Annotated in this window: 6 protein-coding genes and 2 pseudogenes; 5 read left to right on the plus strand and 3 right to left on the minus strand. The window is 73.3% G+C overall.

All coding sequences use genetic code 11. From position 1 onward, the window contains the following. Positions 1 to 4: 4 nt before the first annotated feature. The 4 genes from AC068A_RS12755 to AC068A_RS12770 all read left to right on the plus strand — a co-directional run bounded on the left by AC068A_RS12755 (position 5) and on the right by AC068A_RS12770 (position 4,858). Complete coding sequence (locus AC068A_RS12755; protein ID WP_478584208.1) at positions 5 to 898, plus strand: NAD(P)-dependent oxidoreductase; 894 nt, start codon at positions 5 to 7, stop codon at positions 896 to 898. 165 nt (positions 899 to 1,063) lie between these two features. Next, positions 1,064 to 2,527 (plus strand): flavin monoamine oxidase family protein, encoded by a 1,464-nt coding sequence (locus AC068A_RS12760; protein ID WP_478584210.1) that lies wholly within the window; start codon positions 1,064 to 1,066, stop codon positions 2,525 to 2,527. Between the two features lie 35 nt (positions 2,528 to 2,562). After that, complete coding sequence (locus AC068A_RS12765) at positions 2,563 to 3,750, plus strand: cytochrome P450 (RefSeq protein WP_478584212.1); 1,188 nt, start codon at positions 2,563 to 2,565, stop codon at positions 3,748 to 3,750. Between the two features lie 184 nt (positions 3,751 to 3,934). Then, entirely contained in the window at positions 3,935 to 4,858 is a 924-nt protein-coding gene (locus AC068A_RS12770) for a hypothetical protein (RefSeq protein WP_478584234.1), read from the plus strand. A 113-nt stretch (positions 4,859 to 4,971) separates the two neighbouring features. Here AC068A_RS12770 and AC068A_RS12775 read toward each other — a convergent pair whose 3' ends face one another. The 3 genes and pseudogenes from AC068A_RS12775 to AC068A_RS12785 form a co-directional block, all read right to left on the minus strand. Then, entirely contained in the window at positions 4,972 to 5,328 is a 357-nt protein-coding gene (locus AC068A_RS12775; protein WP_478584214.1) for a nuclear transport factor 2 family protein, read from the minus strand. Positions 5,329 to 5,478: 150 nt separating this feature from the next. Then, positions 5,479 to 11,079: pseudogene (locus AC068A_RS12780) on the minus strand (thioester reductase domain-containing protein); the annotation flags it as partial. Positions 11,080 to 11,159: 80 nt separating this feature from the next. Next, positions 11,160 to 15,887 (minus strand): annotated as a pseudogene (locus AC068A_RS12785) (type I polyketide synthase); the annotation flags it as partial. Between the two features lie 325 nt (positions 15,888 to 16,212). Between AC068A_RS12785 and AC068A_RS12790 the strand changes: the two are divergent. Beyond that, positions 16,213 to 17,823 carry an aspartate aminotransferase family protein gene (locus AC068A_RS12790; protein WP_478584216.1) on the plus strand — a complete coding sequence of 537 codons (1,611 nt, stop codon included), beginning with the start codon at positions 16,213 to 16,215 and terminating at the stop codon, positions 17,821 to 17,823. Positions 17,824 to 17,883: the final 60 nt, after the last annotated feature.

The following is a 17,883-nucleotide window of genomic DNA, read 5'->3' on the forward strand; positions in this document are numbered from 1 at the left end:
ACCTGTGTCCACCCTTCCCGCCTCCGCGGCGCCGGTCACCGTCATCGGCCTGGGCCTGATGGGCCAGGCGCTCGCCTCGGCCTTCCTGGCCAAGGGGCACCCCACCACCGTCTGGAACCGTTCGGCCGCGAAGGCCGAGGAGCTGGTCGCCAAGGGCGCCGTCCTCGCCGACTCGGTCGAGACCGCGGTCCAGGCGAGCCCGCTCGTCGTCGTCTGCGTCTCCGACTACGACGCCGTGCACCAGCTCCTCGGCCCGGTCGGCACCGCCCTCTCGGGCCGCACCCTGGTCAACCTGACCACGGCGAGCTCCACCCAGGCGCGGGAGACCGCCGCATGGGCCGAGAAGGTCGGCGCCGCCTACCTCGACGGCGCCATCCTGGCCCTTCCCCAGGCGATCGGCACCCCCGAGGCGACGGTGCTGTACGCCGGCCCGAAGGCGGCGTACGAGCAGCACCAGGCCACCCTCGAGGTGCTCGGCGAGGGCGCGGCCCTCTACCTCGACGAGGACCACGGCCTGTCCGCCCTGTACGACATGTCCGTACTCAGCATCATGTGGGGCGTCCTCAACAGCTTCCTGCACGGTGCCGCGCTGCTCGGCACCGCGAACGTCAAGGCGACGACGTTCGCGGAACTGGCCGTCACCGCCATCAACGTGACGGCCGAGTACGCCTCCGCCTACGCCCAGCAGATCGACGAGGGCGCGTACCCGGCCACCGATGCCACCGTCAACGTCCACGTGGGCGGCATGACGCACCTCCTGGAGGAGAGCGAGACGCTCGGCGTCAACACCGAGCTGCCGCGCTTCTTCCTGGAGCTGGCGAAGCGCGCGGTGGCCGCCGGCGACGCCGAGAACAGCTACGCCTCGCTGATCAAGCAGTTCCGCAAGCCCTCCGCCTGATCCCCGCACCACACCGGCAGGAGCAGAGCCGGGAACCCGGACGACGTGTGTCTCGCCTCGGATTCCCGGCTCTGGCGTACGTCCGTCCCACACCATCGAACTCGAGAACCACACGGGGGAACCATGTACACCGATGGCGGCAAGAAGGCCGCGTCCCGTCAGGCGATGTCCCGGAGAACCGCCCTCAGGACCGGCGGACTCGCCATCGCCGGCACGGCGCTGGCAACGGGCCTCCCCTCGCTCGCCGAGGCCGCCGACGCCGACCTCACCGGGCAGCGGAGCTACGACACCATCGTGGTCGGAGCCGGCCTCGCCGGTCTCGTCGCGGCCCGCGAGCTGAGGGCCAAGGGCCGCCGGGTCCTCGTGCTGGAGGCGCGCAACCGCATCGGAGGCCGCACGTGGACCGACCGGTTCAACGACTACGAGATAGAGCGCGGCGGCGCCTGGGTCGACCCGCTGCAGCCGCACGTCTGGCGTGAGATATCCCGCTACAAGCTGTCCGTCGTGGCCGATGCGGGCCCCGAGCGCGTCCTCATGCCGACCACGACCGGATTCGCCGAGACCGACCCGGTCACGGCCTACACCCGGCAGGGTGAGCTCTTCACGCCGTTCTTCGACGGCTCCAAGGAGTACTTCCCCAGGCCCTATGCGCCGTTCACCCGCGAGGACCTGATCACGCCGCTCGACCGGCTGTCCCTGCGCGACCGCCTCGACCAGTTGGCCTATGCGCCCGAGGACGAGATCCGGATGACCAGCACCACCGGGCTGTACGGCGCACCGACCGCGCGCGGCTCCCTCCTCCAGCTGGCGCAGTGGTGGGCCCTGGCGGGCTGGAACTACACGGGCTTCTCCGGAATCAACACCTACCGCATGGCCCAGGGCACCGCCGCACTCGCCAACGCGATCCTGGCGGACGGCCGCCCCGATCTGAAGCTCGACTCCCCGGTGGCCTCGGTCACCCAGCAGAACGGATCGGTCAGCGTCGTCACCCGGGCCGGCGTGACGTACCGCGCCTCCGAGGTCGTCATGGCGGTGCCGGTCAACGTCTGGAAGAAGATCGTCTTCAACCCGGTGCTGCCGCAGGACCATGTGTCCGCCACCACCCAGGGCTACGGCGTGCCGCGCCAGAAGAAGGTCTGGCTGGACCTGGCGGCGCCCACCGACCGGTTCATCGCCGAGGCGCCCGAGGGCAAGCCGTTCGTCATCATGGGCCGGCTGAACGACAACGCCCCCGTCGTCGCCTTCACCATCGACACCACGCTGGACTTCGGCAACCACGCCGCGGTCGAGGCCGCCGTCCGCACGATCCTGCCGTCGGCGGTGCTCCGCGGCTACACCGTGTGCGACTGGCAGGCGGACGAGTTCTCCCTCGGCGGGCCCGCCTTCCGCCAGCCCTCCCAGCTGACGAAGCTGCACCGCGCGATCGCCCAGCCCTTCGGGAAGATCAAGTTCTGCGGCGACGACCTGGCCCTCGGCTGGATCGGCTACATGGACGGGGCCATCGAGTCCGGTCTGCGGGTCGCGGGCTCGCCCACGCTCGCCCCGATCCCGGCGGCCGCGCCCACCCTCGGCGGCGTCGCGGCACCCGCCGTCGACCGCAGGACCTACCGCTCGATGGTCGGCCTGTGAGCACCGCATCGGTTCCCGCCACCCCAGGGATGGTCATGTCGACGACAGAGAAATCGGCCACCGAACCCGTGGACGCGGTGTTCGCCTGGTTCCGCGAGATGCACGCCGAGCATCCGGTGCACCACGACGACGAGTACGGCTGGCAGCTCTTCCGGCACGCCGACATCACCCGCGTGCTCACCGACCCCGTGACGTTCTCCTCGGACACGGTCAGCCTCTACAACGAACCCCAGCCCGACTTCGACCTGTTCCTCATGGGCAACCTGGTCACCAGCGACGCCCCCCACCACAAGAAGCTGCGCAGGGCCATCAGCAGTGCCTTCACCCCGCGCGCGGTGTCGGGCCTGGCCGACCGGATCGAACGGATCACCCACTCCCTGCTCGACGGGGTGTCCGGCACGGAGAGCTTCGACCTGATCGGCGAGGTGGCCTACCCGCTGCCGATCCTCGTGGTCGCCGAAATGCTCGGGCTGCCGGCCGAGGACGTGCCGATGTACCGGGCGTGGGGCGACGCGCTGGGCGCGCTCGACGCGGCGACCGTGCCGCCCGAGGTGATGGAGTCCGACATCGTCCCGGCCATCCGGGAGATGAACGCCTACATCCTGGAGCACGTGCGCAGGCGCCGGAAGGATCCGACCGACGACCTGATCAGTCGGCTCTCGCACGCCACCATCGACGACAAGCCGCTGCGCGACGGCGATCTGATCGGCCTCATCGGGCTGACCCTGTTCGCCGGCCACGCCGCCTCCATGGCCCTGCTCGGCAACGGGATCCTCACCTTCGACCGGCATCCCGAGGCGTTCGCCGCCCTGCGCGCCGACCGCGCACTGCTGCCCAACGCCCTGGAGGAGCTGATGCGGCTGTACCCGCCGTTCTCCAGGATGGCGCGCGTCACCACCACCGAGACCGAGCTCGGCGGGCAGCGGATCGGCAAGGGCGAGCTGGTCACCCTGTGGTCCGGGGCGGCCAACCGGGACCCGCTGCGCTTCCCGGACCCCGATCGCTTCGACATCCACCGCGACACCAGCGGGCACATCGCCTTCGGGCTGGGCGTCCACTTCTGTCTGGGCGCTCCGCTGGCCCGTCTCGAGGCGCGCATCGCGTTCAGCGCGCTGTTCGACCGCTTCGAGAAGATCACCGTGGACCACGCGGCGGGAGTGGAGTTCGAGGACCCGATGCAGATCATCTGCCCCCGGCGGCTGCCGGTGCGGGTGTCCGGCTGACGAGGAATTCGGGCCGCCGGCGGACCGCCGGCGGCCCCCGGTTGGGGGACGGGACGCCACCCGCACCTGCCACCCGCACCTGAGGGGAGCCATGTCCTTTTCATCGAATCCGCCCGCGGCCGAGCCGTGGCCGTCGGCCCCGTGGCGGTCGTGGCACCGACCGCTGCTGCTGGCCTCGGCGGCGATGGCGCCGGCGGTGGTCCTGTCCGCGGTGGGCCTCGCCGTCGACGACCGCGTCCTGGTGGGCGCGCCGATCTGGCTGAAGCCGTTCAAGTTCTCGCTGTCCTTCGCGGCCTTCTGCCTCACCCTGTCCTGGATGGTGTCGTTCGTGCCCCGCCGCCGCCGTGTGGTCTGGTGGGCGGGGACGGTCGTCGCGGTGGGCAGCATCATCGAAATCGTGATCATCTCGGGGCAGACGATGCGGGGGAGGCGCAGCCACTTCAACTACGCCACCCCGCTCGACGAGGCGCTGTACAACGCGATGGGCATCACCGTCATCCTGCTGTGGCTGGCCACGCTCGTCCTCGCGGTGCTGCTGGTCCGCGCCCGGCTGGCCGACCGCGCCTCGGCCTGGGCGATGCGTTGCGGCATCGTACTGGCGCTGGCCGGCACCGCCGTCGGGTTCCTGATGGACCGGCCCGCGCCGGGGCAGGAGACGGGTGTCACCGACGTGGTCGGCGCGCACAGCATCGGCGTGCCGGACGGCGGTCCCTCGATGCCGGTGACGGGCTGGGCGACGACCGGCGGCGATCTGCGCATCCCCCACTTCTTCGGCATGCACGCGCTGCAGCTCCTGCCGCTGCTGGTGCTGGTGCTGGCCGTCCTCGCACCCCGCTTCGCGCGCCTCGCCGACGACCGGGTGCGGCTGCGGCTGGTGCTGCTCGCCTCGGGGGTGTACGCCGCCGTCTTCGCGCTGATCTTCTGGCAGGCGCTGCGCGGCCAGGCGCTGGTCGATCCGGACGGCGTGACGCTGGCCGCGGCCGGCCTCGTCCTGGCGGCCGCGGTGGCCGGTGCGTACGCCTGCCTGCGGTCCGCTCCCGTCGACCGGGAGGCGCCCGCGGCCGGGACGAGCAGCGCCGCGAAGGAGTTCACCCCCGTAAGGCCGTGACCGGGCGTTCTTCGCGCGGTCCCTGCCCGCCCCTCGCACGTGTGCGGCCCCGGAGCTCCAGGAGCTCCGGGGCCGAGTCGTCGTCGGGTCCGGGACCGGTGCCAGGTCGGGGATCAGAAGCCGTTGAAGAAGCCGTACAGCCGGCTGATCCGGCCGTCCTCCACCCACGCGACGTCGGCCCCGCTCACCACCGGGGCGCGGCCGGCGGGGCCGACCTGCCACGTGAAGTGCACGGCGTCGTGGTGGGCCAGCACGGCGTCGAAGGTGAAGAGCATTCCCCTGAAGTTCTGCTGGGCGCCGGCGATGTACGTGTCGATGGCGGCATGGCCGGCGGCGGCGACCACCGGATCGGTGTACGTGCCCTCCGGCGTGAAGACGTCCTCGACCCATGCCCGCCGACGTCGGCCGTCCGGCTCGTTCCACATCGTGATGTACTTCTCGACCAGTTCGGTGGCGGCCTTTTTGTCCATGGCTGCAGACTACAACACCGGAAGTGCCGGAGAACCGGTAACTCGACTTCTGCGTAAGGCAGTTGGAGAATTCCCGGGGAAAGCCGGACGGCTGCCTTCCCGACCCCGGAGGGTCGGGAAGGCAGCCGCATTCGGAGGGTTATTCGGGGCTCATTCCCGAACGGCCGCAGGGGTGGGGAAATAGCCCGCGCGGACGAAGAAGTCCACGTACGTGGCGAACAGTCCGCGGTCGACCGGCGGGCACGCGATGCCGGTGCCGCGCAGGGCCCGCTCGGTGTCCGAGACGTCGATCGGCGGGTACGTGGTCGTGCCGGACCCCGCGTTCATCCCCTCGAACGAGTCGAGCAGCGGGACCATGGCGTTCTTCCGGTCGGAGCGGACCCGCGCCGACCAGGAGTCCCAGTCCAGTTCGGGAAGGTCGTACCCGAAGGACCGCAGGTGCCCGACGAACTCCGTGAACGTCTGGTCCTGCCCGTTGTAGAGGTGGAAGGTGCCGTTCTCCGCGTCCTTCCGCGCCGAGAGGGACACGATCGCGGAGCTGACGTAGTCCACCGGGACCATGTGGAGGACGCCGGCGAGGCTCTCGGGCACGGCGCCGGTCTCCAGCAGGCCCTTCAGGCTCAGCCAGACGAAGTCCTTGGTCTGGCAGGCGCCGGTGACCCGGTCGCCGCAGACCACGTCCACCCGGTAGACCGACACCGGCAGCCCGCGGCTCCTGCCGAGCTCGATGACCTGCTCGGCCACCCACTTGCTCTGCAGGTACCCGTTGTGCAGCAGGTGCCCGGGGCCGGTCGGGTCCGCCACGCCCGCGGGCGCCGCGCCGGGGCCCGGTGCGGGGAACACGCCCGTGGTCGACACGTAGTGCACCGGAACGGTCCGGTGCGCCGCGGCCAGCCGCAGGATCTCGCGCGTCCCGCCCACGTTCCCCGGCGCGAGCGCGGTGTAGGGCCGCACCCAGCTGACCGTCGCGCCGGCGTGGTAGACGGCATCGACCCGGCGGGCGAGCCCGTCGAACTCGGCCTCGCCCAGGCCGAGGCGGGGGGCGGTGAGGTCGCCCACGACGACGCGGAGCCGGTCGGCGTCGATCTCGTCCCCCACCTCGTACCACGCCAGGCTGTCCGCCAGCCGGCGCGCCGCCTCCTCGTGGTCGGCGCCCCGCACCAGGCAGTGCACCGTGGCCCTGGTCGAACGCATCAGGTCCCGCAGCAGGAACGCGCCGAGGAACCCGGTGGCGCCGGTCAGCAGGACCTCCTCGGGATCCGTGGCCACCCGGCTGACCTCGGCGGCCGGCCGGACGTCCTCGTCCAGGTGGATCTCGGCGGCGAAGTCGACCCCGGCGGGTCCGGCCGCCCCGTCGGTCGCGGCGACCAGGAGAGCGCCCAGGTGCTCCGCGAGGGCGTGCGGGGTGGGGTGCTCGAAGACGAGCGACGGCGGCAGCCGCAGCCCCGTGGCCTCCGCGAGGCGGTTGCGCAGCTCCACCGAGGTGAGCGAGTCGAAGCCGAGCGCGGAGAACCGCCGGTGCGCGTCGACCGCACCCGGGGCGGAGTGGCCGAGGACCAGCGCCACCTCACGGTGGAGGAAGTCCGACACGGCCGCGCTCCGTTCGGCCGGCGACAGTCCCGCTAGCCGCTCGGGCCGCAGCTCGTCCTCGGCCGGGGAGTTCCCGGTCCCCCCGTCGGCGTGCCGGACCAGCCGGCGCAGCAGCAGCGGCGCCCGCCTGCCGTGGGACCGCAGCGCGGCCAGGTCGACCGGGGTGACCACCAGCGCGGGGCGGTCGGCGAGCAGGGCCCGGTCCATCAGCTCCGGTCCGCTCTCGTCGGTGATGGTGAGCAGGCCGGAGCGGGCGATGCGGTCGAGCTCGGCCCGGGTCAGGTGCCCGCTCATCCCGTCCTCGTGCGCCCACAGGCCCCAGGCCAGCGAGTGGGCCGGCAGCCCCTGCGCGGAGCGGTGGGCCGCCAGCGCGTCGAGGAAGGTGTTGGCCGCCGCGTAGTTGGCCTGGCCGGTGCCGCCGATGATCCCCGCGACGGACGAGAACAGCACGAAGGCGTCGAGTCCGCGGTCGAGGGTGAGCTCGTGCAGGTTCCACGCGGCGTGCACCTTGGGCCGCAGGACGCCGGCCAGCCGGTCCGGGGTGAGGTCCTGGATCATGCCGTCGTCGAGCACGCCGGCGGCGTGCACGACCGCGGTGAGCGGGTGCTCCGCCGGGACGGTGGCGAGGAGTGCGGCGAGCTCCTCCCGGTCGGCGAGGTCGCAGGCGGCGATCCGCACCTGCGCGCCCAGACCGGTGAGTTCCGCCGCCAGCTCGGCGGCGCCGGGCGCCTCGGGGCCGCGGCGGCTGACCAGCAGCAGCCGCTCCACCCCGTGCGCGCGGACCAGATGACGGGCGAAGAGCCCGCCGAGCGCCCCGGTGCCTCCGGTGATCAGCACCGTGCCGCCGGGCCGCCAGTGCCGCTCCGGCCGCGGCGTGCCCTCCGCCGGGACCGTGGTCAGGCCGGGTACGAGCACCTGACCGGAACGGACCGCGATCTGCGCCTGGCCGGACGCGAGGGCCGCAGGCACGGATGCCGCCGACGCGGGGTCCTCGTCCACGTCGATCAGCACGATCCGGTCGGGCGCCTCCGACTGGGCCGACCGCAGCAGCCCCCACAGCGGCGCCGAGACGAGATCCGTGAGGTCCTTGCCGCTCGGGTCGGTGGACACCGCCCCGCGGGTGAGGACGACGAGCGGGACGTCGGCGGTCCGTTCGTCCGCCAGCCACGCCTGGACCAGCGCGAGCCCCCGCTGTGCGGTGGCCTCGGCCTGCCGGGGTACGTCACCGCCCGGGGCCGACGCGAAGGGGACGAGCAGGGCGTCGAACCGGTCGGGCGCCTCCAGCGCGGCGAGCGCCTCGGCGAGGTCGTCGAAGGCGCCGTCGGCGGCCGGCTCCGGCAGGCCGGGGAGGCCGGGCAGGCCGGCGCCGGCCGGACGCAGGGTCGCCAGGACCGGCGGGGCGGCCGGCCCGGACGGGGGGAGAGCGGTCCAGCCGACGCCGAGCACCGCGTCCTGCGGCCCCGCCGGGGCGGTCCCCGACGGTGCCGGAGCGGTGTGCGTCAGCCAGTACCGCTCCCGCTGGAACGGGTACGTCGGCAGGTCCACCGGCCGCGCCCCGCTGCCGGCGAAGAACGCCGTCCAGCCGACGGGCACCCCGGCGGTCCAGAGTCCGCCCAGCGCGGCGACCACGTCGTGCGCCTCGTCCGGCCCCTTCCGCACGGCCGCCACGGGGGTGATCGCAGGGTGCTCGGCGACCAGCGCGGAGAGCACCGCGGCCGGTCCCAGTTCGAGGGTGGTGGTGACGTTCTGCTCGACGAGGGTGCGGACCGCGTCGTGGAAGCGGACCGGCTGCCGTACCTGGTCGACCCAGTACTGCGGCGACTGCAGCTGCTCCTCGGTGGCGAGCCGGCCGGTGAGGGTGGACACGATCGGCAGGGACGGTGCGTTCAGCGTGACCTTGCGCAGCACCCGGCCGAACTCTTCGAGCATCGGGTCCATGAGCGGCGAGTGGAAGGCGTGGCTGACCGTCAGCTCCTTGGTGCGGCGGCCCCAGGACCGTACCGTCGCGGCGATCTCCTCGACCGCCTCGCGCTCACCGGACACCACCGTCGCCACGGAGCCGTTGACCGCGGCGATCGCCGCGCCTCGGCTGGGGCGCAGCAGGCGGGTCACCTCGTCCTCGGCGGCCTGGAGTGCGACCATCGCGCCGCCCGCCGGCAGGGCCTGCATGAGTCCGCCCCGTGCGGCGACCACGGCCGCCGCGTCCGGCAGGGACAGCACTCCGGCCACGTGCGCGGCGGCCAGCTCGCCGATCGAGTGGCCGACGAGGAAGTCCGGGGTGATCCCCCAGGACTCGAACAGCCGGAAGAGGGCGACCTCCATCGCGAAGAGCGCCGGCTGGGCGTAGCCGGTCCCGGTCAGCCGGTCCCCGTCGTCGAGGACCTCGTGCAACGGCCGGTCCAGGTACGGGTCGAGTTCCGCGCACACCGCGTCGAACGCCTCCGCGTACGCCGGGAACTCCGCGTGCAGCGCCTTGCCCATGGCCGTCCGCTGGGCGCCCTGCCCGGTGAAGAGGAACCCGAGCCTGCCCGTCTCCGCCGCCGCCGACGCAGTACGGGCCCCGCCCTCGGCCAGCGGACGGAGCGCGGCGAGCAGCGACCCGGTGTCCGAACCGACCACCACCGCCCGGTGCGGCAGCGCCGCACGGGTCGTGGCCAGGGAGTGGGCCACGTCCGCCGGGGACGGCGCCGGACCGTCCTGGAGGAAGGAGACCAGGTCGCGGGCCCGCGCGGCCAGGGCCGACGGGCTCCTGGCCGACAGCGGCAGCGGCAGGAACGCGGGCGCCGCCCCCGGAGCGGGGGCCTGCTGCTCCGGGGCCTCCTGCTCCGCCGGGGCCTGTTCGATGATCACGTGGGCGTTCGTGCCGCTGACGCCGAACGAGGAGACCGCCGCCCGGCGCGGCCGGCCCGTCTCCGGCCAGGGACGCTCCTCGGTGAGCAGCTCGACCGCGCCCGCGGACCAGTCGACCAGCGGCGTCGGCTCGTCGACGTGCAGCGTCCGGGGGAGCGCTCCGTGCCGGATCGCCTGGACCATCTTGATCACGCCGCCGACGCCGGCCGCCGCGACCGAGTGGCCGATGTTGGACTTCAGCGAGCCCAGGTAGAGCGGGCGTTCCGCGGTGTGCGCGGCCCCGTAGGTGGCCAGCAGCGCCTGGGCCTCGATGGGGTCGCCGAGCCGGGTCCCCGTGCCGTGCGCCTCGACGGCGTCCACGTCGGCGGCGTCGAGCCGGGCGCCGGCGAGCGCGGTCCTGATCACCCGCTCCTGCGAGGGGCCGCTGGGGGCGGTGAGACCGTTGGAGGCACCGTCGGAGTTGACCGCCGACGAACGGAGCACGGCCAGCACCCGGTGCCCGTTGCGCCGGGCGTCGCTCAGCCGCTCCAGCAGGAGCAGCCCGACCCCCTCCGACCAGCTGGTGCCGTCGGCGGCTGCGGCGAAGGACTTGCACCGGCCGTCGGCGGCCAGGCCGCGCTGCCGGGAGAAGTCGACGAACCCGCCGGGGGTGCCGGCGATCATCACGCCGCCCGCCAGGGCGAGGGCGGACTCGCCGGCGCGCAGCGACTGCGCCGCGAGGTGCATGGCGACCAGGGACGACGAGCACGCCGTGTCCACGGTCATGGAGGGGCCCTCGAATCCGAAGGAGTACGAGAGCCGGCCCGACGCGACGCTGCCGAGCTTGCCCGTCAGCAGGTAACCCTCGAACTCCTCGGGCCCGCTCAGCCCCAGGTAGGACTGCTCCACGGCGCCGACGAACACGCCCACGTCGGAGCCCTTCAGGGCGGTCGGGTCGATCCTCGCCTGCTCGAAGGTCTCCCAGGCGGTCTCCAGGAGCACCCGCTGCTGCGGGTCCATCGAGAAGGCCTCGCGGGGCGAGATGCCGAAGAAGGCGGCGTCGAACTCGGCCGCTCCCTCCAGGAAGCCGCCCTCCCGCGTGTACGTCGTGCCCGAGACGTCCGGGTCGGGGTCGTAGAGCGCCTCGACGTCCCAGCCGCGGTCGTCGGGGAACTCGGTGATGCCGTCCCGGCCGTCCACGACGAGCCGCCACAGGTCGTCCGCCGAGCGCACCCCGCCCGGGTAGCGGCAGGCCATGCCCACGATCGCGATCGGCTCCGCCCGGCCGGACTCCAGTTCCGCGATGCGCTGCCGGGCCTTCTGCAGATCAGCGGTGACCCATTTCAGATATTCGGCGAGCTTGTTCTCATCCACCATGGGAAGGTCCACCTGTTCCGGAGGTCTGGGGGGAGTCAGTGCCGGCCACGGCCGAGCTCGTTGTCGATGAAGGCGAGCAGTTCGGCGGTCGACGCCGACGCGAGCGCGTCGGCCGGGTCCGCCTCGGTCTCCTCGCCGCGGTCCGCGGCGGCCTCCAGCCACCGTGACAGGAGGGTCTGCAGCCGGACGGTGATCTCCTCGCGGTCGGCGGCGGCGTCGCCGTCCTCCGCCGTGAGCGCCTCCTCCAGCTCGTCCAGGGCGGTGAGTGCGGTCGAGCGCGGTCCCGCCGCCTCGATCGGGCCGAGCAGGGCGAGCAGGTGGGCGGCCAGTTTCACGGGCGTGGGGTGGTCGAACACTGCCGTGGCCGGCAGCCGGAGACCGGTGGCGGTGTTCAGCCGGTTGCGCATCTCCACGGCCGTGAGCGAGTCGAAGCCCAGTTCCCGGAACGGCTGTTCGGGGTTGATCGCCGAGGGGTCGCCCAGACCGAGGACCGCGGCCACCCGGCCCCGTACCAGGCCGAGGACGAACTCGGCCCGCTCGGCGCCGGTCATCCCGGCCAGCCGCTCGGCCACCGGGACCTCCTCGGCGCCGGCCGCCGAAGGACGGCTGCGCGCCGGGACCAGCGCCCGCAGCAGCGCAGGGACGCGGTCGAGCTCGCGCAGCACGTCCAGGTCGAGCGGCGTGGCGGCCACCGCGGAGAGGGCCGTGCCGACGACGGCGTCGAAGAGCTCCGTCGCCTCCCACGCGTCGAGCGGGCGGAAGCCGTCCCGGGCGAGCCGCGCCCGGTCGATCGTGCCCAGGCCCGAGTTGATCCCGCCGTCGACGTCCCACAGCCCCCAGGCCAGCGAGGTGGCCGGCAGCCCCAGGGCGCGGCGGTGCTGGGCGAGGCCGTCGAGGAACGCGTTGGCGGCGGCGTAGTTGGCCTGGCCGGGGCCGCCGAAGAGCCCGACGGCCGACGAGAACATCACGAAGGCCGTGAGGTCCTCGCCACGGGTCAGCTCGTGCAGGTGCCGGGCGGCGTCGGCCTTCGGGAGCAGGACGGCGTCGAGCTGCCCCTCCGTCAGGTCCGTCAGCAGGCCGTTGTCCAGCACCCCGGCCGCGTGCACGACCCCGCGCAGCGGCCGCCCGGCGGGGATCTCCGCGAGCAGCGCGGCGAGGGCCTCCCGGTCGGAGACGTCGCACGCGGCGATGTCGACGGTGGTCGCGCCGAGCTCCTCGAGCTCGACCCGCAGGTCGTCGGCGCCCGCCGCCCGCGTGCCCGAGCGGCTCGCGAGCACGAGGTGCGTGACGCCGTGCTCGGTGACGAGGTGTCGGGCGACGGTGGCGCCGAGCGTGCCGGTGCCGCCGGTGATCAGGACCGTTCCCTCCGGATCCCACACCGGACCCTCCGGCGCCTTGCGCAGTGCGGAGGGCCGGATCCGGTTCAGCCGGGGGACCCAGGCGTGCCCGTCGCGGACCGCCACCTGCGGCTCGTCGGCGGAGAGCAGGGAGGACAGCAGGGCCGGGGGGACGGGTTCCGCGTCCGGGCCGGTGTCGGTGTCGGTGTCGACGAGCAGGATGCGGCCCGGCGCCTCCGACTGGGCGGACCGGACGAGCCCCCACAGCGCGGCGGCGTCCGGGTCGGCTGCCTCGGTGTCGGCGACGGCGACGGCGTTCCTCGTGACGACGACCAGGCGGACGCCGGCGAACCGGTCGTCGGCCAGCCACTCGCGCAGCAGAGCCGTCGTCCGCCGTACCCCCTCGTGCGGGGGCCCGGCCGGCCGGGAGGCGTTCTCCGATACCGGATCCGCGCCCCGGCCCGGGGAGGGCGGAACGGTGAGCGCCTCGAACGAGCCGCCGGAGGCGAGTGCCCGGCCGAAGGACGCGAGGTCCTCGAAGGCGGGGACCCCGTCCGTCCCGTCGGCGAGGTGCCCGAGCGTCGCCCGGGCCGGCGTGCCGGCGGACGACCGGATCTCGTCCGGTGCCCAGGTGAGCCGGTGGAGCGCGCCGAGCACGTGACCCGCTGCGTCGGTCTCGGAGCCAGGTCCGGTCGCGGGGCCCGCCGACGGCTCCAGCCAGTAGCGTTCGCGCTGGAAGGCGTAGGTCGGCAGCTCCACCGTGCCCGCACCGGACCCGGCGAAGAAGGCCCGCCAGTCGACCGGCACTCCCCGGGAGTGGAGCACGCCGACCGCGTGGACCAGGGTCTGCGGCTCCGGGTGCTTCCTGCGCAGGGCGGGGACCGCGAGCGTCTCCTCGTTCACGACGCCGGCCGCCGCCATCGCCGACAGCACGCCGTCGGGGCCCAGCTCCAGCATCGTGGTCACACCCTCCGCCTCGAGGGTGCGGACCGCGTCGAGGAAGCGCACGGGGTTGCGGATCTGCCTCACCCAGTACTCGGCCGAGGTCCAGCCCTCCCCGGACTCGATCCGGCCGGTCACCGTGGAGACGATCCCGAACTTCGGCGGGTGGAAGGTGAGTTCCTCCGCAATGCCCCGGAACTCGTCGAGCATCGGGTCCATCCGGTGCGAGTGCGAGGCGCGCAGGATCGGCAGGACCTTGACGGACCGGCCGCGCTCCTTCCAGATCGCCGCGACGGCGTGGACGGCGTCCTCGTCGCCCGAGAGCACCACCGCGCGCGGGCCGTTGACGGTGCCGATCACGGCCCGCCCCTCGGCGTCGAGGGTCTCGCGCACCTCCTCCTCGGTCGCCTCGACGGCGACCATGGCGCCGCCCTCCGGCAGGGAGCGCATCAGCCGGCCGCGGGCGGTCACCAGGAGCGCGGCGTCGGACAGCGACAGCACCCCCGCGAGGTGCGCGGCGATCAGCTCGCCGGTCGAGTGGCCGACCAGGTAGTCCGGGTGCACCCCCCACGTCTCCAGGAGGCGGAAGAGCGCCACACCGACGGCGAAGAGGGCCGCGAGGGTGTAGTCGATCTGGTCGAGCTCGTCGCCGGTGGCGATCACCTCGCGCAGCGGGCGGGGCAGGTGCTCGTCCAGCGCCGTGCAGACCTCGTCGAACGCGGCGGCGAACACCGGGAAGGTCTCGGCCAGTTCACGCGCCATGCCGACGCGCTGGGCGCCGCCGCCGGTGAACATGAAGGCGAGCTTGCCCTCGCCCTTGACCCCGAGGATGGGGCCGGCGCCCTCGTCCGTGAGCGAGGCGAGGCCGCGCGCCAGCTCGTCCCGGTCGGCCGCGAGCGCCACGGCACGGTACCGCAGCGCCGTACGGGTGGTGGCCAGCGAGTGGGACAGGTCGGTGAGGTCGAGCCCGGGCTGCTCGGCGAGGAACTCGGCGAGGCGCCCGGCCTGGGCGTTCAGGGCCTGCGGGGACCTGGCCGACAGCACGTACGGCAGCACCGGCGCGGGCGGCACGGGCGCCGGCCGCCCGGCGGGGGACGCCTGCGGCTCGGTGCCCTCCCGGCCCTCCTCCGCGGCCGGCGGCGGCGCCTGCTCGACGATGACGTGCGCGTTGGTCCCGCTGAATCCGAACGCGGAGACGGCGGCCCGGCGCGGCCGGTCCAGCTCCGGCCACTTGCGTGCCTCGGTGAGCAGGGCGAGGGCGTCCGCGTCCCAGTCGACGTGCCGCGTGGGCTCCTCGGCGTGCAGCGTCTTCGGCATGACGCCGTTCCGGATCGCCTGCACCATCTTGATGACACCGCCGACGCCGGCGGCGGCCTGGGTGTGGCCGATGTTGGACTTGAGGGAGCCCAGCCGCAGCGGCCGGCCGGCCGGCCGTTCCCGGCCGTAGGTGGCGAGCAGGGCGTTGGCCTCGATCGGGTCGCCGAGCGGTGTCCCGGTGCCGTGCGCCTCGACGATGTCGACGTCGGCGGCGGACAGGTCCGCGTCGGCGAGCGCCTGGCGGATCACGCGCTCCTGGGCGGGGCCGTTGGGGGCGCTGAGCCCGTTGCTGGCGCCGTCCTGGTTGATGGCCGAGCCGGATATGACGGCGAGTACCCGGTGCCCGTGGCGACGGGCGTCGGAGAGCCGCTCCACCAGCAGGAGGCCCGCACCCTCGGCCCAGCCGGTGCCGTCGGCGGAGGCCGCGAAGGACTTGCACCGCCCGTCGGCCGACAGGCCGCGCAGCCGGGAGAACTCGACGAACGCCTGCGGCGTGGACATCACGGTGACCCCGCCGACCAGGGCCATGTCGCACTCGCCCCGGCGCAGTGCCGAGGCCCCGAGGTGCAGGGCCACCAGCGAGGAGGAGCACGCCGTGTCGACGGTGACGGCGGGGCCCTCGAGGCCGAAGACATAGGCCAGCCGGCCCGATGCCACGCTGCCCGCGCTGCCGCTGTAGAGGTAGCCCTCGAACTCCTCCGGCGGCAGGTGGGGGCGTGCCCCGTAGTCGTGGTACATCGACCCGATGAACACGCCGGTCCGGCTGCCGCGCACCGACTCGGCGGCGATGCCGGCCCGTTCGAAGGCCTCCCACGCGGTCTCCAGCAGCAGCCGCTGCTGGGGATCGGTGGCCAGGGCCTCTCGCGGCGACATGCCGAAGAACTCCGGGTCGAACCGGTCCGCGTCGTGCAGGAACCCGCCCTGGTCGGTGTAGGACGTGCCGACCGTGGCGGGATCGGCGTGGTAGAGGCGGTCGAGCGGCCAGCCGCGGTGCTCGGGGAAGGGGGTCACCGCGTCCACGCCGTCGGCGACCAGTTGCCACAGCCGTTCCGGCGAGTCCACCCCTCCGGGGTAGCGGCACGCCATGCCGACGATGGCGATGGGTTCTCGCGCCTTCTCCTCGATCTCGCGCAGCCTCCTGCGACTGGCGTGGGCCTCGGCGACAGCGCGCTTGAGGTACTGGCGGAGCTGGTTCTCGTCAGTGCTCACGCGCCCTCAGCTCCCAGGATCGCCTCGGGGGAGGTGGCCGCCGACTCCTCTGCACCGTGCACGGTCGTCATTTCCTTTCCCGGAGAACTCTTTATGCAGCTCACAGTCTCCGCATTGTCGCCCGGTCATCACCGCAGCCCAGTAATCAGACGGTCCCTGCCGGAGGATTTGATTCCGGTGACTGCCTGCCGATGTGCCAGTGGGCGCCGGATTACAGACCCGTTACGACCCGCCGATACGGTTCCGAGCAAAGTGGACCCTCGCAGATTGGGATCGATTGAAAATGAGCCCGGAGTCAGAAGAGCGTGACCTCGCGGAGCCCTACATCGGTGGGCTGCTCGCCACTCTCGGACTGAGCGTCGACTACGTCAGGGCAGAAAAGGACACGCTCTTCCACCGAGACGAGACCGGGCGGGAGACGCCGGTGCTCGATCTGGTCGGCGGCTACGGCTCGACGATCCTCGGGCACAACAATCCCGAACTGGTCGCCTATGCGAAGGAGCTCCTCGACCGGGGCGTCCCGGTGCACGCCCAGTTCTCCAGGCACCCCTACGCGAACGACCTCGCGCTGAAGGTCGACGCCATCGTCAAGCGCGAGTTCGGCACGTCGGACGACTACTCCGCGATCTTCGCCAACAGTGGCGCCGAAGCGGTCGAGATCGCGATGAAGCACGCCGAACTCGACCGGGTCATGAAGCTGGCCGAGCTGCTCGCGGAGATCGACGAGAGCATCGAGCCGGCGCGTGCCGCCGTGGCCGGCGGTGCCGGGATCGCGGCCGACGGGCCCCGCGGGAGCCTCGGTACGGCCGCGGACCTTCCGGCCGGCGCCGGGCTCGACGAGGTGATCGCCGCCATCCGGCGGGTCAACGGCGAGCGGGCGGCGGCCGCACCGGTGTTCCTGGCCCCGGAGGGCTCGTTCCACGGAAAGCTGGTCGGCAGCGTCCAGCTCACCCACAACGCGGACTTCCGCACCCCGTTCGGCTCGCTGGCCGCGCAGTGCCGGTTCGTGCCGGTGCACGAACCGGACGCCCTGGCCAAGGCGTTCGAGGCGGAGCGCCGGACACTGTTCGGCCTCGCGGTGGACGGCGGCGCGGTGCACGTCGTCGAGCACGAGCTGCCGGCCGTCTGCGCGTTCGTCCTCGAACCCGTGCAGGGCGAGGCCGGCATCAGGCCCTTCGACCGGGACGTCGTGGAGCGCATCCGGCAGGCCTGCGCCGCGGTCGACTGCCCGATCATGGTCGACGAGGTGCAGAGCGGCATGGGCCGCACCGGCACCTTCTTCGCCGGTGCGCCGCTCGGCCTCCAGGGCGACTACTTCACGCTGGCCAAGAGCCTGGGCGGGGGGATCGCCAAGGCGGCCATGACCCTGGTGCGCACCTCCCGCTACCGCAAGGAGTTCGAGCTCGTCCACAGCTCGACCTTCGCGAAGGACGCCTTCTCCACCCTCATCGCCGGCCGGACGGTGGACCTGCTGGAGGCCGAGGACGGCGAGGTCTACCGCAGGGCCGCGGAGCGCGGCGGCCGGATCATGGAGATGCTGCGGCGGCTGCGGGACGAGTTCCCGGAGGTCGTCAAGGACGTGCGCGGCAGGGGCCTGATGATCGGCCTCGAGTTCCACGACCAGTCCGACTCCTCGTCGGCGCCCATCGCCGAGCCGGCCCGCGGGGGGCTGCTCGGCTACGCGCTCTCCGGCTATCTGCTGCACGCACAGGGCCTGCGGATCCTTCCGACCGCCAGCGCGACGAACACCCTGCGCCTCGAGCCGTCCGTGTACATCACCGACACCGAGATCGACCGGCTGGAATCCGGACTGCGCCGCCTGCTGGTGGTGCTTCGGGACCAGGACGGAGCAGCCCTGGTGCCCGCCGGTCCGGCCGGGAATTCCGCCGCCTAGCACTCCCGGGGAACGGCCGGTCCTTCCGGGTGCGGACAGACGCACCCGGAACCGCGCTGC

Source organism: Streptomyces sp. NPDC043854 (assembly GCF_056436005.1).